This window comes from Mesorhizobium sp. M1307, from assembly GCF_040318155.1.
GTDB lineage: Bacteria > Pseudomonadota > Alphaproteobacteria > Rhizobiales > Rhizobiaceae > Mesorhizobium.
On the sequence record NZ_JAMYLR010000043.1, the window covers coordinates 1 to 21,654 of the forward strand.

25 protein-coding genes and 1 pseudogene are annotated in these 21,654 nt (G+C 63.9%); 14 read left to right on the plus strand and 12 right to left on the minus strand.

Annotated elements, in window-relative coordinates; all coding sequences use genetic code 11:
* Window positions 1–203: 203 nt before the first annotated feature.
* Genes NKH16_RS28825 through NKH16_RS28835 form a run of 3 tightly spaced genes read left to right on the plus strand, consistent with a single transcriptional unit; the run spans window position 204 to window position 2,375 of the window.
* On the plus strand, window positions 204–590 hold the full coding sequence (locus NKH16_RS28825) for a thiol-disulfide oxidoreductase DCC family protein (RefSeq protein WP_502911762.1): 387 nt from the start codon (window positions 204–206) through the stop codon (window positions 588–590).
* Between the two features lie 49 nt (window positions 591–639).
* A complete protein-coding gene (locus NKH16_RS28830; protein ID WP_352747383.1) occupies window positions 640–1,395 on the plus strand; it encodes a saccharopine dehydrogenase NADP-binding domain-containing protein in 756 nt (251 codons plus the stop codon).
* The gene (locus tag NKH16_RS28835) at window positions 1,317–2,375 is read left to right on the plus strand and encodes a DUF4166 domain-containing protein (RefSeq protein WP_352903068.1); all 1,059 of its coding nucleotides are present in this window, start codon (window positions 1,317–1,319) and stop codon (window positions 2,373–2,375) included. Before NKH16_RS28830 ends, NKH16_RS28835 begins: the two co-directional genes overlap by 79 nt.
* On the opposite strand, the gene NKH16_RS28840 is transcribed toward NKH16_RS28835, so the two are convergent.
* The 3 genes from NKH16_RS28840 to NKH16_RS28850 form a co-directional block, all read right to left on the minus strand.
* The gene (locus tag NKH16_RS28840) at window positions 2,264–2,647 is read right to left on the minus strand and encodes a DUF1850 domain-containing protein (protein WP_352903070.1); all 384 of its coding nucleotides are present in this window, start codon (window positions 2,645–2,647) and stop codon (window positions 2,264–2,266) included. The genes NKH16_RS28835 and NKH16_RS28840 overlap by 112 nt on opposite strands.
* A complete protein-coding gene (locus NKH16_RS28845; RefSeq protein WP_352620840.1) occupies window positions 2,644–4,740 on the minus strand; it encodes a TRAP transporter permease in 2,097 nt (698 codons plus the stop codon). The genes NKH16_RS28840 and NKH16_RS28845 overlap by 4 nt, the downstream gene beginning before the upstream one ends.
* 160 nt (window positions 4,741–4,900) lie before the next feature.
* Entirely contained in the window at window positions 4,901–5,860 is a 960-nt protein-coding gene (locus NKH16_RS28850; protein WP_352457892.1) for a TAXI family TRAP transporter solute-binding subunit, read from the minus strand.
* 253 nt (window positions 5,861–6,113) lie between these two features.
* Between NKH16_RS28850 and NKH16_RS28855 the strand changes: the two genes are divergently transcribed.
* On the plus strand, window positions 6,114–6,467 hold the full coding sequence (locus NKH16_RS28855) for a YciI family protein (RefSeq protein WP_352451868.1): 354 nt from the start codon (window positions 6,114–6,116) through the stop codon (window positions 6,465–6,467).
* Window positions 6,467–7,723 carry an RNA polymerase sigma factor gene (locus NKH16_RS28860; RefSeq protein WP_352903074.1) on the plus strand — a complete coding sequence of 419 codons (1,257 nt, stop codon included), beginning with the start codon at window positions 6,467–6,469 and terminating at the stop codon, window positions 7,721–7,723. Before NKH16_RS28855 ends, NKH16_RS28860 begins: the two co-directional genes overlap by 1 nt.
* A 15-nt stretch (window positions 7,724–7,738) precedes the next feature.
* Here the strand turns inward: NKH16_RS28860 and NKH16_RS28865 are convergent.
* The 6 genes and pseudogenes from NKH16_RS28865 to hrcA all read right to left on the minus strand — a co-directional run bounded on the left by NKH16_RS28865 (window position 7,739) and on the right by hrcA (window position 13,148).
* Window positions 7,739–8,360, minus strand: a pseudogene (locus NKH16_RS28865) (glutathione S-transferase family protein).
* Window positions 8,361–8,494: 134 nt separating this feature from the next.
* Complete coding sequence (gene cysK / locus NKH16_RS28870; protein WP_352457895.1) at window positions 8,495–9,475, minus strand: cysteine synthase A; 981 nt, start codon at window positions 9,473–9,475, stop codon at window positions 8,495–8,497.
* 166 nt (window positions 9,476–9,641) lie between these two features.
* Entirely contained in the window at window positions 9,642–10,259 is a 618-nt protein-coding gene (locus NKH16_RS28875) for a LysE family translocator (RefSeq protein WP_352451872.1), read from the minus strand.
* Between the two features lie 87 nt (window positions 10,260–10,346).
* Window positions 10,347–11,702 carry a PQQ-dependent sugar dehydrogenase gene (locus NKH16_RS28880; protein WP_352745562.1) on the minus strand — a complete coding sequence of 452 codons (1,356 nt, stop codon included), beginning with the start codon at window positions 11,700–11,702 and terminating at the stop codon, window positions 10,347–10,349.
* Window positions 11,703–11,801: 99 nt separating this feature from the next.
* Window positions 11,802–11,999, minus strand: coding sequence for a hypothetical protein (locus tag NKH16_RS28885; RefSeq protein WP_023678983.1), 198 nt, complete (start codon window positions 11,997–11,999; stop codon window positions 11,802–11,804).
* Window positions 12,000–12,035: 36 nt separating this feature from the next.
* Window positions 12,036–13,148 (minus strand): heat-inducible transcriptional repressor HrcA, encoded by a 1,113-nt coding sequence (gene hrcA / locus NKH16_RS28890; RefSeq protein ID WP_036239090.1) that lies wholly within the window; start codon window positions 13,146–13,148, stop codon window positions 12,036–12,038.
* Between the two features lie 146 nt (window positions 13,149–13,294).
* Here hrcA and rph point away from each other — a divergent pair, with 146 nt between their 5' ends.
* The 5 genes from rph to NKH16_RS28915 are packed head-to-tail and all read left to right on the plus strand — an operon-like array spanning window position 13,295 to window position 16,604.
* Complete coding sequence (gene rph / locus NKH16_RS28895) at window positions 13,295–14,011, plus strand: ribonuclease PH (protein WP_023678981.1); 717 nt, start codon at window positions 13,295–13,297, stop codon at window positions 14,009–14,011.
* Window positions 14,012–14,043: 32 nt separating this feature from the next.
* Complete coding sequence (locus tag NKH16_RS28900; protein ID WP_352457897.1) at window positions 14,044–14,454, plus strand: VOC family protein; 411 nt, start codon at window positions 14,044–14,046, stop codon at window positions 14,452–14,454.
* Complete coding sequence (gene rdgB, locus NKH16_RS28905; RefSeq protein WP_352457898.1) at window positions 14,454–15,116, plus strand: RdgB/HAM1 family non-canonical purine NTP pyrophosphatase; 663 nt, start codon at window positions 14,454–14,456, stop codon at window positions 15,114–15,116. The genes NKH16_RS28900 and rdgB overlap by 1 nt, the downstream gene beginning before the upstream one ends.
* Window positions 15,113–16,276 (plus strand): radical SAM family heme chaperone HemW, encoded by a 1,164-nt coding sequence (gene hemW / locus NKH16_RS28910; protein ID WP_352451877.1) that lies wholly within the window; start codon window positions 15,113–15,115, stop codon window positions 16,274–16,276. The genes rdgB and hemW overlap by 4 nt, the downstream gene beginning before the upstream one ends.
* Window positions 16,277–16,280: 4 nt before the next feature.
* Window positions 16,281–16,604: a low molecular weight protein tyrosine phosphatase family protein gene (locus NKH16_RS28915; RefSeq protein ID WP_023678977.1), complete on the plus strand. Its 324-nt coding sequence runs from the start codon at window positions 16,281–16,283 to the stop codon at window positions 16,602–16,604.
* Between the two features lie 70 nt (window positions 16,605–16,674).
* Here NKH16_RS28915 and NKH16_RS28920 read toward each other — a convergent pair whose 3' ends face one another.
* Together NKH16_RS28920 and NKH16_RS28925 are read right to left on the minus strand one after the other, a co-directional pair.
* Window positions 16,675–16,860 carry a hypothetical protein gene (locus tag NKH16_RS28920; protein ID WP_023678976.1) on the minus strand — a complete coding sequence of 62 codons (186 nt, stop codon included), beginning with the start codon at window positions 16,858–16,860 and terminating at the stop codon, window positions 16,675–16,677.
* Between the two features lie 7 nt (window positions 16,861–16,867).
* A complete protein-coding gene (locus NKH16_RS28925) occupies window positions 16,868–17,053 on the minus strand; it encodes a hypothetical protein (protein ID WP_352745556.1) in 186 nt (61 codons plus the stop codon).
* A 176-nt stretch (window positions 17,054–17,229) separates the two neighbouring features.
* Here NKH16_RS28925 and rsmI point away from each other — a divergent pair, with 176 nt between their 5' ends.
* From rsmI to NKH16_RS28945, 4 genes are all read left to right on the plus strand, one after another.
* On the plus strand, window positions 17,230–18,156 hold the full coding sequence (rsmI, locus tag NKH16_RS28930; RefSeq protein ID WP_352903082.1) for a 16S rRNA (cytidine(1402)-2'-O)-methyltransferase: 927 nt from the start codon (window positions 17,230–17,232) through the stop codon (window positions 18,154–18,156).
* A complete protein-coding gene (locus NKH16_RS28935) occupies window positions 18,149–18,526 on the plus strand; it encodes a YraN family protein (RefSeq protein WP_352614736.1) in 378 nt (125 codons plus the stop codon). The genes rsmI and NKH16_RS28935 overlap by 8 nt, the downstream gene beginning before the upstream one ends.
* Window positions 18,527–18,718: 192 nt before the next feature.
* Window positions 18,719–19,690, plus strand: coding sequence for a complex I NDUFA9 subunit family protein (locus NKH16_RS28940; RefSeq protein WP_352903086.1), 972 nt, complete (start codon window positions 18,719–18,721; stop codon window positions 19,688–19,690).
* Window positions 19,691–19,773: 83 nt separating this feature from the next.
* Entirely contained in the window at window positions 19,774–20,010 is a 237-nt protein-coding gene (locus NKH16_RS28945; RefSeq protein ID WP_254817997.1) for a metallothionein, read from the plus strand.
* A gap of 307 nt (window positions 20,011–20,317) precedes the next feature.
* On the opposite strand, the gene NKH16_RS28950 is transcribed toward NKH16_RS28945, so the two are convergent.
* Window positions 20,318–21,568, minus strand: coding sequence for a flavin-containing monooxygenase (locus tag NKH16_RS28950; RefSeq protein ID WP_352903089.1), 1,251 nt, complete (start codon window positions 21,566–21,568; stop codon window positions 20,318–20,320).
* Between the last annotated feature and the right edge of the window lie 86 nt (window positions 21,569–21,654).

The window sequence follows — 21,654 nt, forward strand, 5'->3', positions numbered from 1 at the left end:
TCACCACCGTGCCATGGCCGCTCGCCCCTCAGAGCAAGCCCCGTTCTCTCTCCAAAACTTTTTGCAGAACCTTCAGCACACTATCCGGGCTTTGATCCAGCCGCCGGCAGGCCTAGTGTCGCCTGACACCAGCTGCCGGGCGTCACGTGATCATCAAGCCGAACCATTCTCCTGAGCCGCCAGAATTCGAATCAAGTCGCCCGTTGATCGTGTTCGACGGTATTTGCGTGTTGTGCTCGGGCTTTGTGCGCATGGTGGTGAAGCTCGACCGCAAGGGCCGCTTCCATTTCGTAACGGCGCAGTCGCCCTTCGGCGAGATGCTGTTCAAGAAATACGGGCTGCGGACGGATCGCTACGAGACCAATCTCGTCATCGTCGATGGCGCGGCTTTCACCCGCCTGGACAGTTTCGTTGCCGTCATGGCCGAACTCGGCTGGCCGTGGCGGGCGGCGCGGATCCTGCTGCTGTTGCCGCGCCCGCTTCGCGACTGGCTCTACGACCGTATCGCAAAGAACCGCTACGCCCTGTTCGGCAAGAAGGACAATTGCGAAATCCCTTCCGCCGAGGTGAGGGCAAGATTGATCGGTTAGGTTCGTTGCCGTGGCCGGGAGCGGGCGGGGCATTTTGGGGGAACTGCGGATGAAGGTTCTTGTCGTCGGCGGCTACGGCACCTTTGGCGGTCGCACCGTCGAGCTTTTGGAGGGCGAGCCGCATCTGATCCTCTTTGTCGCCGGGCGCTCGCTCGCCAAGGCTGACGCGTATTGCAAGAAGCGCGCCCCGACAGCAGCCCAGCTGGTGCCGGCGCTGTTCGACCGTGACGGCGATCTCGCCGCGCAACTCGCTGCATTTGAGCCTGATATTGTAGTCGACGCGAGCGGTCCGTTCCAGGCCTATGGCGAGGGACGCTATCGCCTGATCGAGGCCTGCATCGCCCGGCGCATCAACTATCTCGATCTAGCCGACGGCTCGGATTTCGTCGCCGGTGTCTCTGCGTTCGACGAGGCGGCGCGAAACGCCGGCGTCTTCGTGCTGTCCGGCGTCTCGAGCTTTCCGGTGCTGACGGCGGCGGTGGTGCGTCGCCTGTCTTCGGACCTGACGCGGGTCGACGGCATTCGCGGCGGCATCGCGCCTTCGCCCTTTGCCGGCGTCGGCGGGAACGTCATCCGGGCTATCGGCCGGTGCGGCTTGTTCGCAATGGCCGTCCCGAACAAGGCCGTCCGTTTACCGGGCAGCTGCGCTACACTATCGCGCCGCCGGGCCGGCTGCCGCTTCGAAACACGCTGTTTTCTCTGGTCGACGTTCCGGACCTGCGCGCCTTGGCCGCGCTTTGGCCGGAGGCGAGGACCATCTGGATGGGCGCCGGGCCGGTTCCCGAAATGCTGCACCGCGCCCTGATCGGCCTCGCCTGGCTGGTGCGCACCGGATTGATCGGTTCGCTTTCGCCGCTGGCGCTGCTGATGCATCAGGCAACGAACCGGCTGCGCTGGGGCGAGCATCGCGGCGGCATGTTCGTCGAGGTGGAGGGATCGGGCCGGGCGGGCGCCATCGTCAAGCGCTCGTGGCATCTCTTGGCCGAGGGCAATGACGGGCCGCTGATCCCGTCGATGGCGGTCGAAGCACTGGCCCGCAAAGCGCTGGCCGGACATCAGCCCGCGCCGGGCGCACGGGCGGGGGTGCGCGATTTGGAGCTCCGGGATTATGAAGCCCTGTTCGCCGGGCGGACAATCTACACCGGCTTCAGGAACGGGGCGGCGGACGAGGACAAGCCGCTTTATGCCGAGCTGCTCGGTGCCGCCTGGCAAGGCCTTCCCGAGGCAATTAGGTCAATGCATGACCGTACGATCACGGCCGCAGGCCGCGCGCGCGTCGAACGCGGGCGCAATGTTCTTGGCCGGCTAATGGCCTGGACGGTCGGCTTCCCCGGGGCAAGCGAGGACATCCCGGTTCATGTCCGCTTCGACACCGACAAGGACGGCGAGACCTGGACCCGGACATTCGGCAAGCACAGTTTTTCGAGCCTACAGTCCGCAGGCCGGGGTCGATCGCAGCGCTTGCTGTGCGAACGCTTCGGCCCGCTGACCTTCGCGATGGCGCTGGTTGCCGATGACGGCCGGCTGGCGCTGGTCTTGCGCCGCTGGAGTTTTTTTGGCCTGCCGCTTCCGATGTGGCTCGGTCCACGCTCGACTTCCTACGAATCGGTGAAGGATGGCCGCTTCCGCTTCCATGTCGAGATCTCGCATCCGCTTGCCGGCATGATCGCGCGCTACCGCGGCTGGCTGGAGCCCTCCGGCCCGCACGACTCCAGCGAGATCGTGCCGCCTGCCAGCTTGGCCAGTTCGCGACAGTCCTGCGCCGTGCACAGCGTCCAGTCCTGACCCGTGGCGCCCGAGGCGGCGAGCGCGAGGCGCCGCTGTGGCCCGACCTTGGGCGCATAGACCCACCAGCCGTTTCTCAGCACCGAGCCTTGCGGCGGCTCCATCCCGGCGCCCGATCCCTTGATGCGGGCCTCGACCAGCTGCAGGCCGGACGGCAGCACCTTCCAGTCTTCCTGCCACTGGGTCTTCTCCACCGAATGCACCCAGGAGAGCGTGAAGGCAGCGACCGCGAGCGTCACCGTCTTGCCGGCCGCGACGATGCAGAGGCTCATGCTGAATTAGCCAGCGAAGCCTGCCGCGCGCGCCAGCAGTGCCAGCCGATCCAGGCAAGGGACAGCGCCCAGCCCGCCTCGTCGGTGAGCGGCAGCGCCGCAACCAGCAGCACGCCGGCGGCGAAGGCGACGAGGCGTTCCCACCAGGCCATGCGCCGGGCGAGAAATCCGACCGCCGCGGCGCCCCACAGGACGATACCCATGCAGGCTTTGATGACGATATAGGCGACCTCGACGGGATAGCCGAACTGGGCGGCGATCGGGCCGGGGTCCTGCAGCATCAGCGCCGGGGTATAGACCGCCATGAACGGCACAACGAAGCCAGCAATGGCAAGCTTGGTGGCCTGGATGCCGATCTTGAGGCCGCTTTCCTTGGCCATGGGTGCGGCGGCGAAGGCGGCCAGCGCCACAGGCGGGGTGAGATCGGCCATGATGCCGAAATAGAAGACGAACATATGGCTGACCACCAACGGCACGCCGAGCGACAGCAGCGCTGGCCCGGCCAGCGACGAAGTGATGATGTAGTTGGGAATGGTCGGTATGCCCATGCCGAGCACCAGGCAGGTGAGCATGGTCAAAAGCAGCGACAGGAACAGATTGTTCTCGCCGATCGAGATGATCCAGCCGATGAAGGTCGAGGCGATGCCGGTAAGCGTCAACGTGCCGATGACGATGCCGACAATGGCGCAGGCAATGCCGACCGGCAGCGCGTTCTTTGCTCCTTCGGCAAGGGAATCCACGCATATGCGCAGCGTCTCGCGCCCGCCCTTGAAGGTGAGGCAGGCGGCGACCAGCACGGCGATGACCAGGCTGAGGATGTTGACGCCGAATTTCATGAAGGAAGCCGCGGCAAGCCCGAGCGCCAGCCAGAAGACGATGCGGAAGGCGAGCGGCCCGATCGATGCTGCCAGCGGCGTGCCGAGGATAAGCACAATGGTCAACGCCAGGCCCATGGTGCCGGCGAACACCGGTGTGTAGCCGGCAAACAGCAGGTAGATCAGTGCTGCGAGAGGCAGTACCAGCGGCCAATGTTGTCTCACCGCATCCCACGGATTGGGCAGGTCAGCCTTGGCCATGCCGTGCAGGCCGGCCTTGCCGGCTTCCAGGTGCACCTGCCAGAAACAGGCGCCGAAATAGAGCAGCGCCGGAATGATCGCCGCCTTGACCACCGCGGCATAGGGGATGTTCAGGGTCTCGGCCATGATAAAGGCAACCGCTCCCATCACCGGCGGCATGATCTGGCCGCCCATCGACGAGGTCGCCTCGACGGCGCCGGCGAAGGCCGAGCGGAAACCGAAGCGCTTCATCAGCGGGATGGTGAACTGGCCGCTGGCCACCACATTGGCGACGCCGGAGCCGGAAATGGTGCCCATCAGCGCCGAGGACAGCACGCAGACTTGTGCCGGGCCGCCGCGCCATGAGCCGACCAGGCCAAGCGCAAAATCGTTGAACAGCGCGATCATGCCGGCGCGCTCAAGAAAGGCGGCGAAAACGACGAAGATGAAGATGTAGGCGGCCGAGACATAGATCGGCGTGCCGTAGATGCCTTCGGTACCGTAGGCGAAGGTGTCGACGAGCTGGGCGAAATCATAGCCGCGATGGATGAACGGCGGTGGCAGATGATTGCCGGCAAATGCGTAGGCGAGAAAGATGAAGGCAATGACGGCAAGCGGCAGCCCCATCAACCGCCGCGCCGCCTCGAAGACCAGCACGACCAGCACCGCGCCGACGATCAGGTCAGGCGTGGTGAGAAAGCCGGAGCGGCGGATGAGGTCGGCATAGAACACCCAATTGTACAGACCGGTGGCGAAACCAAGCAGGCCGAGCGTCCAGAACACTGCTTTCGCCGGGACGCTTTTGGCGCGCAGATTGGCGATTAGGGCAAAGCCGAGCAGCAGCAGGAAGCCGACATGCATGGCGCGTATGACCTGGCTCGGCAGGCTGCCATAGGCGGCGATGTAGATTTGGAAGATGGAGAAGGCGATGGCGATAAAAAAAGCCGCCTTGCCGGCGATGCCTTCGCCGAAGCCAGGCGGCAATCCTTCGACAGGAGCTTCCGCTGTGGGGGAAAGAACGGTCGGGGTTACGGTCATTAGCGGGGTTCCTGGCGGGGCGGTCCCCTCCTCGAGGGGAGGGTGCCGAGCGAAGCGAGGCGGGTGGGGTCGGTGCGGCAGTGCGCGGCCTCAACCGACCCTACCCGTCCATTCGCCTTCGGCAGCTGTTCACCTTCTCCTCAAGGGGAGGGATGGCTCCTTACTTCACCAATCCCTTTTCCTTGTAATACCTCTCGGCGCCTGGATGCAGCGGCACCGGCATGCCGTCGAGCGCCTTGGCCGGGTCGATCGCCTTGGCGGCGGCGTGGGCAGCGGTGAGCTGGTCGAGATGCTCGAACAGCAGTTTCGTCATCTGGTAGGCGGTCTCGTCGGAGACATCGGCGCTGGTGATCAGGAAATTGCCGACGGCGGCGGTCGCAACATCCTCGGTCTGGCCCTCGTAGGTGCCCTTGGGGATGACCACGGAAAGATAGGGCGAGCCGATCTTGGCGACGTCCTCCGCCGGCACGGCAACGATGTTTACCGGCACTGAGGTGGCGAGGTCACGGATCGACGCGACCCCAAGGCCAGCCGACTGCAGCGTGGCGTCGAGCTGGCGGTTCTTGATCAGCTCCACCGATTCGGCGAAGGGCAGATATTCGATCCGCCCGAGGTCTTCGTATTTCAGCCCGGCAGCGGCAAATATCGTGCGGGCGTTGAGCTCGGTGCCTGAGGCCGGCGCGCCGACCGAAAGGCTCTTGCCCTTGAGATCGGCGAGCGTCTTGATGCCGGATTCCTTGCTGGCGACGATCTGGATGTAATTGGGATAGATGGCGGCAATGCCGCGCAGCTTGTCGAGCTTGCCTGGGAAGCCTGCTTCGGTGTTGCCTTCGGCGGCCAGCTTGACGGAATCGCCGAGCGCAAAGGCGATCTCGCCCTTGCCCTGCTGCAGCAGGTTGAGGTTTTCGACCGACGCTTTCGTCGCCTGCACCTGGGTGCGCGCGCCTTCGATGCCCTTGCCGTAGATTTCCGACAGCGCGACGCCGAGCGGATAGTAGACGCCGGACGTGCCGCCGGTCAGCACGTTGATGAATTCCTGTGCCTTGACCGATACCGCGCCAAGGCCAAGCGACAGCGCCAGCACGCCGGCTGCAACAAATTTCGTCCTGAAATTGAGCATGCGATTTCCTCCCTGAAAATTCGCCGCCGTGCCCTCCTCGGCGGCACGAAGCGAGTTTAGACAGCGGGCGGGAAATGCCAACCCGCAATAGCAGCGATTAGACGAACGGCTAAGCAGTGCCGCAACACGTTGGCGCTTGCGCGAGGTCGCATCGCGGCAGAAAGATTTTTCCAGCGCTTGTCGAAATCCGGCAGGGCCGCGCGACATAAGTCCGGCTCGCAACGATGCGGCCTTCGAGAAACGGGAGAAGACCATGCGATACATGCTTTTGATCTATGGAAACGAAGCGGGGATGGCAGCCGCGCCAGCAGATGCGGTGACACAGATGTCGAGCGCGTACGTCGCCTACACCGAAGCGTTGAAGAAATCCGGAGCCTGGCTCGCCGGCGACCGGCTGAAGCCGACGCAATCCGCTACCTCGGTGCGGATGGCCAATGGCAAGTCCAACGTGCTCGACGGCCCCTATGCCGACACCAAGGAGCAGCTTGCCGGCTTCTATATGATCGAAGCGGAGGACGTCGACGCCGCCATTGCCTGGGCGGCGCGCTGCCCGGGCGCCAGCACCGGCACGGTAGAGGTGCGGCCGATCTGGGAACTCACCATGTGATGCCGGAATTGCCCGATACTGCGCGGGCGGCGGCGGAAGCGGCCGCCCGGCAAAGCTACGGCAAGCTGGTCGCTTATCTCGCCGCGCGCACGCGCGACGTGGCCGCTGCCGAGGACGCATTGGCCGATGCCTTTGCAGCGGCGCTCGAGCGTTGGCCACAGGCGGGCGTGCCCGATAAGCCGGAAGCCTGGCTGCTGGCGGTGGCACGCAAGCGCCGCGTCGACGCGGTCAGACGGCGGCTGACACGCGAGGCGGGCCGCGACCACCTCAGACTGATCGCCGAGGAGATGGAGGCGCGCATGGCCGAGGAAGACCTGCCGGACGAGCGGCTCAGGCTGATGTTTACCTGCGCCCATCCCGCGATTGAGGCCGGCGTGCGAGCACCGCTGATCCTGCAGACGGTCCTGGGCTTCGACGCAGCGACCATCGCCTCGGCTTTTCTTGTCTCGCCAGCCACGATGAGCCAGCGCCTGGTGCGCGCCAAGACGCGAATTCGCGAGACAGGCATTCCGTTCCGCGTGCCGGAGCGGGCCGAGCTCGGCGAGCGGCTGGGCACCGTTCTGGAAGCGATCTACGCGGCGTTTGCCGAAGGCTGGTCCGACCCGGCCGGCACCGAAACGCGGCGCCGCAATCTCGCGACCGAAGGCATCTGGCTCGGCCGTCTGATCGCCTCGCTGATGCCGGATGAGCCGGAAGCACTCGGCCTGCTGGCGCTGATGCTGTTCGCCGAGGCGCGGCGTGCAGCCCGGCGCAATGCGGCGGGTGACTATGTGCCGCTGGCCGAGCAGGATCTTGCATTGTGGGACGACACCCTGATCGATGAAGCGGAGGCGCTGCTCGGGCGCGCGGCCGCCGAGGGTGTTGTCGGCCGCTACCAGCTCGAGGCCGCCGTGCAATCCGCCCATACGACACGGCGGCTGACCGGTTGTACCGACTGGGTCGCGATCAAGGAGCTCTACGACGCGCTGTCGGTGATTGCCGGCTCGCCGGTGGTGTCGATCAACCGTGCGGTGGCGATTGCCGAGGCCGAAGGTGCTTCAGCAGGATTGGGCGCGCTTGATCAACTCAGCGGCGACAAGCGGCTGTATGACTATCAACCTTACTGGGCCGCCCGCGCGGGCCTGCTGGCCAGACTCGGCAAAGTTCCGCAAGCGAGCGAGGCCTATGACCGGGCTATCGGCCTCGAACGCGATCCGGCCGTGCGCCGGTTCCTGCAGGAACGACGGGCATGGCTCGGCCACGCGGAAAGACACTGAGACAAGGCGGAGTGCTTAGGCCGGCCACATGTCGTGGGAAGCATTCAGCCCTCTTTATCACTCGATGTTCCCGCAAATTGGCCCACAGGCGTTCGATATTCGGCCAAGCGGTTGGAACCTTCGCGACCTCCGGATGCCAGGCCACCAACATGACGAGATAGATGTCGGCCAGCGAGAGCCGGTCGCCGGCCAGCCAGTGATGGCCTGCGAGGGCGGCATCGAGAATGGCGAAGCTGCGATCCATTTCCGAGACCGCCGCCTGTTTGACAGCGTCCACGCCGCGGGGATCGGTCGTGTAGCGATGAGCGTAGAAGAACCGCAGGTCAGCCGAATAGATGGAGGACATGAAAAACATCCAGCGCAGGAAGTCGGCACGGTCAGCCGAACTTGCAGCGGGCGCCAGTCCTGCTTCCGGGTGGCGCTCGGCCAGCAGGATGCAGATCGCCGCCGATTCGGTCATCGAGCGTCCGTCCGGCAAGATCAGGACCGGCACCTGGTTCAAGGGGCTGATATCTAAAAAGGCCTGGTCGGGTCGGCCCTTCGGAACGTCGATCTGGTCGAAAGGCACGCCCGCCAAAGCGAGCGCCGCCTCGATGACAAAGCCGCCGGTATTGGCACGCGTATAGAGCTTGTACATGAAGTCCTCCACCTGCCGGGCAGCGACGATTTGATACGGAAGGGACCCGCCGCTCCAGCGAACGATGTCGCTACAGGTATTTTCAGCGGCCCGCCGGAGGGCAGCGCGAAGGGATCGCTACTCGTGTCCAGACCCTAAGTCCCCAACCCCTCGAACAGGATCGTCGAGAGATAGCGCTCGGCGAAGGAGGGGATGACGACGACGAGGTTCTTGCCCTTGTTCTCGGGCCGCGAGCCGACGACGATCGCTGCTTGCAGGGCGGCACCCGACGAGATGCCGACCGGCACACCTTCGAGCCGAGCGACGAGCCGTGCATTGGCAACCGAATCCTCGTTCGAGACCTTGACGATCTCGTCGTAGATCGTCGTATCGAGGATTTTTGGCGCGAAGCCGGCGCCAATGCCCTGGATCTTGTGCGGGCCTGGCTGACCGCCCGACAGCACCGGCGAGGCTTCCGGTTCGACCGCGACGACATGCACCGAGGGCTTGCGCTTCTTCAGCACCTGGCCGACGCCGGTGATGGTGCCGCCGGTTCCGATGCCGGCAACGAAGATATCGACTTCCCCATGGGTGTCGTTCCAGATTTCCTCGGCCGTGGTGCGGCGATGGATTTCCGGATTGGCCGGGTTTTCGAATTGCTGCGGAATGACAGCGTCGGGCAGCGTTGCCGCCAGCTCGTCCGCCTTGGCGATGGCGCCCTTCATGCCTTTCGGCCCTTCGGTCAGCACCAGTTCGGCACCGAGCAGAGCCAGCATCTTGCGGCGTTCGACGGACATGGTTTCCGGCATGGTCAGGATCAGCTTGTAGCCCTTGGCAGCGGCGGCAAAGGCGAGCGCGATGCCGGTATTGCCCGAGGTCGGCTCGATCAGGGTGGTCTTGCCGGGCGTAATCCTGCCCGAAGCCTCCAATGCCTCGATCATCGACACGCCGATGCGGTCCTTGACCGAGGCGATCGGGTTGAAGAATTCGAGCTTGGCCAGCAGATTGGCGACGACACCCTTCTCCCTGGCGAATTTATCAAGCCGCACCAGCGGCGTGTCGCCGATCGTCTCGGTGATCGAATTGTAGATGCGGCCGCGGCCGGGCACGTGTGCGGGGGTGGCGGGCTTGTTCATTGATTTCCTCCCAGAGGTCAAGCGGCAAGAGTCGGGCGGGGCCTAGGATAGAGCCATCCGCCGCGCAAGATAGGCTGTCGACCGAAAAATATCCGAGTGAAGTTCGTGCTGAGTACCCCCGCCCTTGCAAGGCGTGGCAATCCTTGGGCGGATTGGCGAAAGAGATCTATTGGCGGGCGGCAATTGCCGCCGCCGCACCGACCATGAAGCCCGCGGCGGTGCGGTTGAGTACCCTCAGCGCCCGCGGCGACTTCAGGAACCAGCGCGCCTTGGCCGCCAGCGCCAGATAGGGCACCAGCACCACGAGCAGGACGACGATGGTGAGCGCGACGAGGATGCCGTAATCGGCCAGCGTGATCGTCTTCAGATCGACGATGGTCGGGGTGATGGCAAGATAGAAGATCATCGTCTTCGGATTGCCGAGCGTGACGGCGAGGCCGGCTACAAAGCTGGATGCCAAGCCGCCCTTGCCTTTCTTCGCCTCCACCGTCTCCGGCGTGATGCCGCTCGTCCAGAAACGCCAGCCAAGAAAGGCGAGGTAGGCGACGCCCAGCCATTTGATGGCCAGGAAGACCATGCCGAAAGTTTGTGCGACGAAAGCCAGGCCGAGCACCACGGCAGTGAGATAGGTCAGGTCGCCGAGCATCAGCCCGAACGACATGGCCAGCGACGAGCGGAAGCCGGAACCCAGCGCACGCGCAACGAGCGCGGTGACGCCGGGGCCGGGGATGGCCGCGGCGATGCCGAGGGCGGCGCTATAGGCGAGAAACCCGGTGAGTGTCATGATTCGCGCTTGTCGCACAATGTTGAAGTTGGGTGAATTCCCTCGGCCCGGATTCGATTGCGCCAGCGCAGCAGGCGACACCGCCGTTCAGGAGCGGCCGTCTTCGTAGGTAACGCGCCAGATGGTGCCATTACCGTCCTCGGTGACGATCAGCGAGCCGTCCTTGGCCATCGCGACACCGACCGGGCGGCCCCAGACGGCGTCGTTCGAGATGACGAAGCCGGTCATGAAGTCCTCATATTCGCCGGTCGGCTTGCCATCCCTGAATTTGAGCCTTACCACCTTGTAGCCGGTCCTGGCGCCACGGTTCCACGAACCATGCATGGCGACGAAGGCGTCACCCTGATAATCCGCCGGGAAGTTCTTGCCGTCGTAGAAGGCTATATTCATCGGCGCCGAATGCGCCTGCATCAATACATCGGGGACAGTGGCCTTGCCGGCGAGGTCTGGCCGCTCGCCCTGATGGCGCGGATCCTCGTTATTGCCGATGTAGTACCAAGGCCAGCCATAGAATCCGCCGTCCTTGACCGCTGTTGCAAATTCGAACGGCACATTGTCGCCGAGCTCGTCGCGCTCATTGACGACGCACCACAATGCGCCGGTGGCGGGCTGCACGGTCATGCCCGTACAGTTGCGCAGGCCGGTGGCGACAGTTCGGGGATTTTTCCCATCCGGGTCAAAGGCGAGCACATCGGCACGGCCGTCCTCGGAGCCCCAGGCCGCCCCGAGCGGCTTTGATTTGGCCCAGGCGTCGAGGCCGCTATCCGGCTCCTTGCCTATATCCTCGGCGACGTTCGAGGCGGAGCCAACCGACAAATAAAGCGTTTTGCCGTCCTGCGAGAAGGCGATGTCGCGGGTCGTGTGACCACCCGACGGGATTTGGGCGACAATGGTTTCTGGTTTTCCGGATGTCTTCAAGTCGCCATCGCGATAGGGGAAGCGGACGATGCTGTCGCTGTTCGCGACATAGACCCATTGCGGTTTGTCTCCTGGCGGATAGAAGGCGATGCCGTAGGGATAATTGAGCCCCTTGGCGAAGATCGCTTTCTCGATGGGCTTGGCGCTGCCCTCGGCGAGACGATAGACGCGTATTTGGTCGGCATGGCTGTTGGCAACAAACAGGTCGCCATTCGGAGCGACGCGCACGACACGTGGATTGACGATGCCGGATGCGATCATTTCAGCCGAAAAGCCCGACGGCAATTCTGGCTTGGCGCTTTCGGGCCGTTCCGCCACGCCGGCGCCGTTCGAAGCGGATTGGCCGGGGTCGGCTGCCGGCATGTCTCGCGGCCCAATCAGGCGTCGGACGCCAGGCCTGTCGGCTTGCCAATCGCCAAACGCGGCTTCGCCTTTGAGCACATTCTGGTCCGCCTGCTGGGCGGCTGCCGGTGTCGCAACAAGGAGGGCAGCGGCAACGGCCGCAAAGCCGCCAGATCGGATCATCAACGTCCTCCGGGATTCGCCTCGAACAGGGCAAACGGCATCAGGTATTGATCGTTCCAAGCGGCCGTCCAGCACACGAGGATTTGAAGCCGAACCCGTTCAGTTGCCAGAGGCGTAAAAGTCGTCGTCGAGGCGCTTTTCCAGCGCGACCAGATCGGCCGGCAGCGGCAAACCCATCGCCCGCATCTCTTGCAGCTTCTCGCGCAATTGCTCTTGCACCTCGTGCTGATCCTCTGGCTGGTTGATCATTTCTTCGAGCAGCAGACTGATCTGGGCCTTGAACGATTCCAGCGCCATTCTTTTCTCCTCCTTGCGGCAGGCCCGCGGCGGCTCCTAGCTCAGCATGCGCGAAATCAGCTGCGCGGTATAGTCGACCATCGGTACTATGCGCGCATAATTCAGCCGCGTCGGCCCGATGACGCCGAGCGCACCGACGACGCGCGCGTCCTTGTCGCGATAGGGTGCCACCACCAGCGAGGAGCCAGACAGCGAAAACAGCTTGTTTTCCGAACCGATGAATATGCGCACGCCTGGGCCTGCCTCGGCGAGGTCGAGAAGCTGGATCAGCCCATCCTGCGTCTCCAGATCCTCAAACAGATGCCGCAGCAATTCTATGTCGGCCTGGGCAGTGACGTTTTCCAGGAGATTGGCGCGGCCGCGCACGATAAGCCGCCCAGGCACGCCGCTTTCAGCGCCTGCCCAGACCGCCAGGCCCTTCTCGACCAGATCCTGCGACAGCGTGTCGAGGGCTGCCCTGGTCTCTTCCTTGATGCGGGCGATCTCGACCCGCGCCTCGGCCAGGGTGCGACCGCGGATATGGGCGTTGAGGAAGTTGGAGGCTTCGTGCAATTGCGAGATGGTGATGCCGGCGGGCAGATCGATGACGCGATTTTCGACGTCGCCGTTCTGCGAGACCAGCACGGCCAGCGCCTTGGTCGGCTCGAGCTGGATGAATTCGATGTGCTTAAGCGCCACCTCATTCTTGGCGGCGAGCACGAGGCCGGCGCCGCGCGACATGCCGGACAGCATCTGGCTGGCCTCGGTCAGCATATGCTCCAGCGTCGCGCCCGAGCCGGAGGCGCGCACCTGGGCCTCGATGGTGCGGCGCTCCTCGTCGGAGAGGTCACCAAGTTCCATGAAAGCATCGACGAAGAAGCGCAGGCCTGCCTGAGTCGGCAGCCGGCCAGCCGAAATGTGCGGCGCATAGATCAGGCCGAGATGCTCAAGGTCGCTCATCACGTTGCGGATGGTGGCCGGCGACAGCGACGACGGCAGGATGCGCGACAGGCTGCGCGAACCGACCGGCTCGCCATCCCTCAAATAGGAATCGACGATGCGCCGGAAGATGTCGCGCGAACGCATGTCGAGCGATTGAAGCGCGGGCGATTGCAGCGCGTGCGACGGGAGCACGTGCGACTGCAAACCGGGATCGACTGCCTTTGTCATTTCGAGCCAAAAACCTCCGCCCCGAAGATATAGACTTCCGCGGTGTCGGCGCAACCGGTCCATTTTCCTTTGCGCCTCACGCCCCGTGCGGCTACAAGCCGGCCAAGATTCCCCGGCCAAGATTCCGAAGAAAGAAAGAAGCCTGAATGCGCCCTTCCAAACGCCAATTCGACGAAATGCGCCCCATCTCCTTCGAGCGCGGCGTCTCCAAGCATGCGGAAGGCTCGTGCCTGGTGAAGTTCGGCGACACGCATGTGCTGTGTACGGCCAGCCTGGAGGAAAAGGTGCCGGGCTGGATGCGCAACTCCGGCAAGGGCTGGGTGACGGCGGAATACGGCATGCTGCCGCGTTCGACCGGCGAGCGCATGCGCCGCGAGGCTTCGGCCGGCAAACAAGGCGGCCGCACGCTGGAAATCCAGCGGCTGATCGGCCGCTCCCTGCGCGCCGTGGTCGATCTGCAGGCGCTCGGCGAGCAGCAGATCACCGTCGACTGCGACGTGATCCAGGCCGACGGCGGCACGCGCACCGCTTCGATCACCGGCGGCTGGGTGGCGCTCTACGACTGCCTGCGCTGGATGGAAACCCGCCAGATGGCGAGCCTGGGCAAGGTGCTGAAGGATCACGTTGCGGCGATCTCCTGCGGCATCCATGATGGCCAGCCGGTCATCGACCTCGACTATATCGAGGATTCCTCGGCCGGCACCGACGCCAATTTCGTCATGACCGGCAAGGGCGGCATCGTCGAGATCCAAGGCACGGCCGAGGGCGAGCCGTTCTCGGAAGAGCAGTTCGCGGCGCTGATGGGGCTCGCCAAGAAAGGTATTCAGCGCCTGGTCAGCTTGCAGCAAATGGCGGTGGCTTAGCTGCGGTCAATATTAATGAGATTGGCGATCCTGTGACTCCTTCTGCAATCCTGGAATCAGCACTCTACGTGACGGACCTTGCTGCCGCGGAACGGTTCTATTCGGGCGTGCTCGGGCTCGATCTGCTCGGCAAGGTCGATGGCAGGCATCTCTTCTTCCGCTGCGGCGACAGCGTGCTGCTTATGTTCAATGCCGAGGCGACCAAAGTGCCGCCGCCGGCCGACGCCAAGCTCAAAGTACCGCCGCATGGCGCGGTCGGCCAGGGCCATCTTTGCTTCGCCGCAAGCGCGGATGAAATCCCACGCTGGAAAGCGCATCTTGTGGCGAAGAAAATCGCCATCGAAAGCGAGTTCGAATGGCCGCAGGGCGGCCGCTCGATCTATATTCGCGACCCGTCGGGCAATTCGATCGAATTCGCCGAGCCAAGAATCTGGGGCATCTGATGCATTCGCCAACTGTTCATTCGCTTGACGGGCATAAGATCGTCGTCGCCAGCCATAACATCGGTAAATTGCGGGAATTCGCCGATCTGATGGCGCCATTCGGCATAGAAGCGAAGTCCGCAAAGGAATACGGCTTGCCGGAGCCAGACGAGACCGGCACCACTTTCGAGCAGAACGCCCTCATAAAAGCCTTGGCCGCCGCCAAGGCCACTGGATTGCCGGCGCTGTCGGACGATTCCGGCCTGTGTGTCGATGCGCTCGACGGCGCACCCGGCGTCTACACCGCCAACTGGGCCGAGACGCCGGACGGCTCCCGCGACTTCGGCATGGCCATGCAGCGCACGGAAGTGGCCTTGCAGGAAGTTGGCGCGATCACGCCTGCCCAGCGCAAGGGCCGCTTTGTCGCGGTCATCTGCCTGGCCTTCCCCGATGGCCAGGCGGAATATTTTCGCGGTGAGGTCGAGGGCACGCTGGTATGGCCGCCGCGCGGCGAGCTCGGCTTCGGCTACGATCCGGTGTTCTTGCCCGATGGGTTCGAAAAGACCTTCGGCGAGATGAGCGCGAAGGAAAAGCATGGCTGGAAGCCCGGCCAGCCAACCGCATTGTCGCACCGTGCCCGCGCCTTCCAGAAATTCGCGCAAGCCCGATTGGCCGCCGTATGACCATGCTGCTCGACCGCAGGCCTGGTTTCGGCGTCTACGTCCACTGGCCGTTCTGCGCGGCCAAATGCCCGTATTGCGACTTCAACAGCCATGTCCGCCACCAGCCGGTCGACCAAGAGCGTTTTGCCCGCGCTTTCGAGACCGAGCTGGCGACGATGCGCGGCCGCACCGGGCCGCGTGAGGTGACCAGTATCTTTCTTGGCGGCGGCACGCCATCGCTGATGAAACCGCAGACCGTGGCGGCGGTGCTGGATGCAGTGGCGAAGAACTGGACGGTGCCTGACGGCATCGAGGTGACACTGGAGGCCAATCCCTCCTCCGTCGAGGCCGAGCGCTTTCGCGGCTATCGCGCGGCCGGCGTCAACCGGGTATCGCTTGGCGTGCAGGCGCTGAACGACAAGGATCTGCGCTTCCTCGGCCGTTTGCACAATGTCGATGAGGCCCTGCATGCGATCGGCCTAGCGCGCGAGATTTTCCCACGGCTGTCGTTCGACCTGATCTACGCGCGGCCCGGTCAGACGCCGGAAGCGTGGCAGGCGGAGCTCGAGCAGGCGATCGGCCACGCCGCAGACCATCTGTCGCTCTATCAGCTGACCATCGAGGAAGGCACGCCGTTCCATGCACTGCATGCGGCAAGGAAATTCATCATTCCAGACAATGAGCTTGCCGCCGATCTCTACGCGTTAACGCAGGAGATCACCACCGCGCGCGGACTGCCGGCCTACGAGATTTCCAACCACGCCAGGCCCGGCGCCGAAAGCCGGCACAATCTCACCTACTGGCGCTATGGCGAATATGTCGGCGTCGGTCCCGGCGCGCATGGCCGGTTCGTCGAAAATGGCCGCCGCGTGGTGACGATCGCCGAGAAAATGCCGGAGACCTGGGCCAATCTGGTCGAGGCCAAGGGTCATGGCGTTACCGGCGGCGAGGTCCTGACGCGGTCGGAAGAGGCCGACGAGTTCCTGCTGATGGGGCTGAGGCTGGCGGAGGGCATCGACCTTTCCCGCTACGAGGCATTTTCAGGGCGTGGCCTGTCGACGGCACGGCTGTCGGTGCTGCAGGACGAAGGCCTGGTGGCGCCGATCGGCAATGCCCGCCTGCGCGCCACGCCGGCCGGCATGATCGTGCTCGATGCGGTCGTGGCGGATTTGGCCAGATAGCACGTTGAAGAACGTTCTCTTCATCTGCAGCCAGAATCGCTTGCGCAGCCCGACGGCGGAGCAGGTGTTTTCCAAGCGGCGGGACATCGAGGTCGCTTCGGCCGGCACTAATCACGATGCCGACATTCCGTTGACGCATGAACTCGTCGCCTGGGCCGACATCATCTTCGTGATGGAAAAAACGCACCGCGCCAAACTGCAGCAGAAATTCAAGACAAGCCTGAAAAAGGCTCGAGTAATCTGCCTCGATATTCCCGACGACTATGCATTCATGGACCCGGCTCTGGTGGGCCTGCTGGAGGCGCGTGTCTCGAAGTATCTGGGTTGAATGATACATCGCGGAGCATTCGCAACCGCGCTTCGAGAACTGTCTCGACCGATCGCTAAGGTTTGCGGGGTCAAGCCTCGTGCTTGTGGCGGTGTTTGGCGCGATCTTTTTCGCTGGTCTCTCCGGAACGGGCCGGCTTGATCTCGCTTTTGTCGCGTGAGGCGTGGTGCTGGTCGTCTGTGGAATGTGACGCTGCGCCATCGCGGGCGCTTTTTGTTTCGAGGCGGGTGATGAAAATGTCGAAGCGATTGGGCATCGTCCGGTCAGTGCTCCATCGTGCGGTCGGTTTCGTTTGCGGGCTTGCTCTCTGCCGTTCGCTGGCGTGCAAGCGGCTTCTTGGCTCTGCCATCTGCGGCTTCGGCAGGCAGGCCCTTGTCGCTTGGCGCGGCGAAGCGTTTGCGGCCGGCATAGTAGGGTTCGAAAACGTCCTGTATCGTCAGGCTGTTCATCCTGCTCCTCCCGAGATCAGGTGCAAAATTCGCCGGCAACGGTTTCGTTCCCTACTATGGCGAAGGCATGGCGGCTGGTTCACGTCGGCATCCCTTTTGGAACCAGGGCCTTTGCAACCCAGGCTTTTGCAACCAAGCGTGAGCCGTGCCAAACAGGGTCGAACGGAGTTGTGCAGGTGACCGGCGAATCGGCCAAACGCATTTATGTGGTCGGGCAGACCGAAATCGCCGCCCGGCCGCTCGAGCCGGCGCTCTACCTGGTGGCGACGCCTATCGGCAATCTCGCCGACATCACGCTGCGCGCGCTGGAAACGCTCGCCGCCGCCGATATCGTCGCTTGCGAGGACACACGTGTCAGCCGCGTGCTGCTCGACCGCTACGGCATCCGCCGCCGCACCACCGCCTACCACGAGCACAATGCCGGCGAGGCCGGACCGAAGCTGATCGCGGCGCTGCTGGCCGGCCAAAGCGTAGCGCTGATCTCGGAGGCCGGCACGCCGCTCATCTCCGACCCCGGCTACCGGCTGGTCGGTGAGGCGCTGGAACGCGGCATTCGTGTCGTGCCGATCCCCGGACCGTCGGCGCCACTTGCCGCTTTGACGGCATCCGGCCTGCCTTCGGACGCCTTTCTGTTTGCCGGCTTCCTGCCGGTGAAGACCGGGCAGCGGCTGACGCGGCTGGAAGCGCTGAAGGCGGTGCCGGCAACGCTGATCTTCTTCGAATCGCCACGCCGGCTGGCCGAGACGCTCAGTGCCATGGTCGAGGTGCTGGGCGGTGCCCGCAAGGCGGCGATCGGCCGCGAGCTGACCAAGACCTTCGAGGAAATGCGGACCGGCACCTTGCAGTCGCTTGCCAGCCACTACGCGGCAGCCGACACGCCGAAAGGCGAAATCGTCATCTGCGTCGGTCCGGCCGATGCGGTCGCTGATGAGCCAGAAGACATCGACCGGCTTCTGCTTTCGCTCGCCGCCGAAATGCCGGCCTCCAAGGCAGCGGCGGAAGCCGCCAAGATGACGGGTAGCCAGAAGCAGGCGCTCTATCGTCGGCTGCTCGACCTCAAGAATGCCGGAAGAGACGGGGCCGGCGGAGACGGCGATGGCTGAACGGCCGAGCGCCAGCCGGCAAAAGGCCTACCGGCGCGGCCATCACGGCGAATGGCTGGCGGCGGCGGCGCTGATGCTGAAAGGCTACCGGATTCTGGCCCGCCGCCACCGCACCAGGTTCGGCGAGATCGACCTGATCGCGCGGCGTGGCGATCTGGTGCTGATCGTCGAGGTCAAGGCGCGCCGCACGCTGAGGGAGGCAATGGAAGCCGTCGGTCGCGAATCGGAGCACCGCATCGAAGGCGCCGCCGATTTCTGGCTGTCGCGCCAATCCGACTACGGAAAATTATCGGTGCGCTTCGACATGGTGGCGGTGCTGCCGTGGCGCTGGCCGGTGCATGTCGAGAATGTGTTTTACGGGCGAAACTAGGCCATTCTCGAAGTGGGACCGTTTTGCTGCGCCTGCGGTTCAGATCATGGTTTGCCGATCTGTCAAGCATCCGCCCAGCGCTGACTGGAACAAAAGCGTTCCTGCGTTGTTCCTCAATCGTCCTGATGTTCGACGGGCTGGTTCAAATGCCGGCCAGGGCAGTCCTCGTGGCAGCTATGCGAGGACAAAGGGATGGCGAGGCAAATGGATCCCGACGATCTCAACCCGGAACGGATCGTCACCGTGTTCGGCGGAACTGGTTTTCTCGGGCGCAGGATTGTGAAGCGGCTCCTGGAAAGAGGTTTCACGGTGCGCGCCGCATCTCGCCATCCGGCTCGCGTGCCCCTGGTCTTTTCCTCGATTACAAGGATGCCCGAGGCAGTCGAGGCGGATATATTGGATGCGTCCTCGATCGGGTCGGCCATTACCGGATCACAGGCGGTCGTGAATGCTGTCAGTCTTTACATCGAGCACGGCGTCCAGACCTTTGAACGCGTGCATGTGAAAGCCGCGGCCGATCTCGCTGCCGCGTCGCGCGACCGCGCGATCGACCAGTTCGTCCTGATTTCAGGGATCGGCTCCGATCCTCAATCGGATTCGAATTACATAAGGGCGCGTGGGCGCGGAGAAGGTGCCGTGGAAAGCGCATTTCCCGGCGCTTTCATTGTGCGTCCCGCCGTCATGACAGGACCTGACGACGCTTTCCTCACGACCATTGTGAGGATGATACGCCTCCTGCCGGTCTATCCGCTGTTCGGCGATGGTGGCACACGGCTTCAGCCGGTCCATGTGGCAGACGTCGCCGAAGCAGTGAGCCGGCTGATCGACGGGCGAACCCACACGGGTTCATCCATATTCGAATTCGGTGGCCCGCGTATCTATACCTATAAGGAACTGCTTCGGGAGATCGCCCGACAGCTCGATACGCACGTCAAGCTGATGCCGGTGCCGTTTGCGGTATGGAACGCCTTGGCTGGCGTCGCGGAACTCCTCCCGGCTGCCCCCATAACGCGCAACCAGATCGATCTTATGCGTCAGGACAATGTGGCAGCAATCGACGCGCCTGGCCTGAAGGAACTCGACATCGAGCCGCGGGATATTGACGAGGTGATCCGCGTGATCGAACAGCGCCGTCGCGTAGGCTCGCTCTCGTCTCCGGCTTAGGACGGCCCCCTGATCCTGGCGGGAACCTATCGCCGCGCGACAGGTTGGTCGAGCTTGAAGCCAGTGAAAAAAGGAAAAGAACTATGGCCAGATGCGATCAATGCGGGAATGACTACGACAAGGCTTTCAACGTGACGATGGCCGACGAGACCTACACGTTCGACAGCTTCGAATGCGCGGTCCAGAAACTTGCTCCGACGTGTCCGCATTGCGGATGCCGGATCATCGGACATGGCGTCGAACAGGATGACATCATCTACTGCTGCGCACATTGCGCCGCGGAGGAAGGCGCGAGCGCGCTGACCGATCGTGCGCCTTGACGCACCTCCTTTGGCGTCTCCAGGTCGACCATTCCGAACGACTGCGCCGGCTCATCCCATATGGCCAGTGCTGTCAGCACGACGACGACCAGCCGAGGTCAAGGCCGGCGCACGCTGATGGAGGCAATGGATGCAGTCGGCCGCGAATCGGAGCCCCGTATCGAAGGTGCCCGCGATTTCTGGCTGTCGCACCAATGGACTACGGAAAATTGTCGGTGCGCTTCGACAAAAGGCAGCGTGCGTCGTCTTGATCGCGCCAGAGCTGTCATGTTCTTGCACGTTCAAGAACCCGCGTTCGACGGCTCGTTTAGACGCCGTTCCGTGGCAAGTCGGCTCCCGCTTGGACAAGTCGCTCCACGACGGCGGCCGCCTCCTCTGGAATGGCCGGTATGGTGCCCGACTTCCGCGTCGATCCGAAATCGAGGCCGGCGAAAAAGAGACCTGGAATAGCGCTGACGCCGTCCTCGTGGACGGGCTGGCCGGCTGCATCGAGCGCGCCGGGGAGCCGGACCCATGAGAAATCGCCGGTGAAGCCCGTGCACCAGATCACTGATCTGATGCCGCTTGCCGTCCAGTCGAGGGAGCGGATCGGAGGATCGGGCAAGCGCGGGTCAACCGTCTCGGCCGGATCATCCTCGGCCAGTGGCGCATCGAGGCCGGCGCGCTCAATGTACCCGTCGACCAGGCGCTTGGCATTCGCGGAGACTTCGTCGGCAAATCGCATATGGTCGTCGAGCTCGTCGCCGAAGACGAGGTTGCCGTTCTCCACACCCCTGAAGCGGCCGAGCAGCACCACGCCCTGCGCGCTCAGCGATTGCAGGCTGATCGTATGGGTCGCGCCGACCAGCGCGCGGGCCTGCAGCTTGCCGGAGGGGAGGACGAGTTCCTTGCGCGGAACGTCGAGAAAACCGGACAGCGTCAGCCATTTAAGTATGTTGCCCCCGCGGTAGCGCCGCACCCAACGGCCGTTGCGGCTGGTCGCCAAAAAGACCACACGTCCTGCCAACGCCAGATCCTCGGCGATCTGGCCGCCCGACTGGCCGCTGCCGACCACCAGCACCGCGCCACTCTCTAACTCGGCCGGGTTGCGATAAGCCGAGGAATCGACTTGGCCAATTGCGGTTGGCAAATCCGCCGACCCTGCTGGCCGGACCTGCCGATTCTGGTCGCCGGTGGCGATCACCACGTTGCGCGCCAGAAATGCCCCGTCCGTCGTGGTGATGCGAAAGATCCCGTCGTCTCTCGTCAGCTCTTGCACCGGAGTTTGGGTGCTTACCGGCAGGCGGTGCCGGTCGGCATAGCCTTCGAGATACGCGACAAATTCGTGGTGGCTTATCGCGCCCCACGGCTCGGGCCCCTCGTAGGAATCACCGGGTAAGATGGAGCGAATGGTCGGCGAATTCAGTCGAAACGAGTTCCACCGCTGCGTTCGCCACGTCTCGCCGATCCGGCCTCGATCGAGCACACGGTGGTCGCGGTCCTGCCGTTTCAAGAAGTAACTGACGCCGAGTCCCGCCGGACCGGCGCCAATAACGAGGGCGTCAAGAACTTCGCTCATGCATTCCCCCTGCCAACCATACGTCCACAAGATCGTATGGCTCGGCTTCGGGCAAGAATAGAGTTCCGGCTGGGATTGCGCTATCC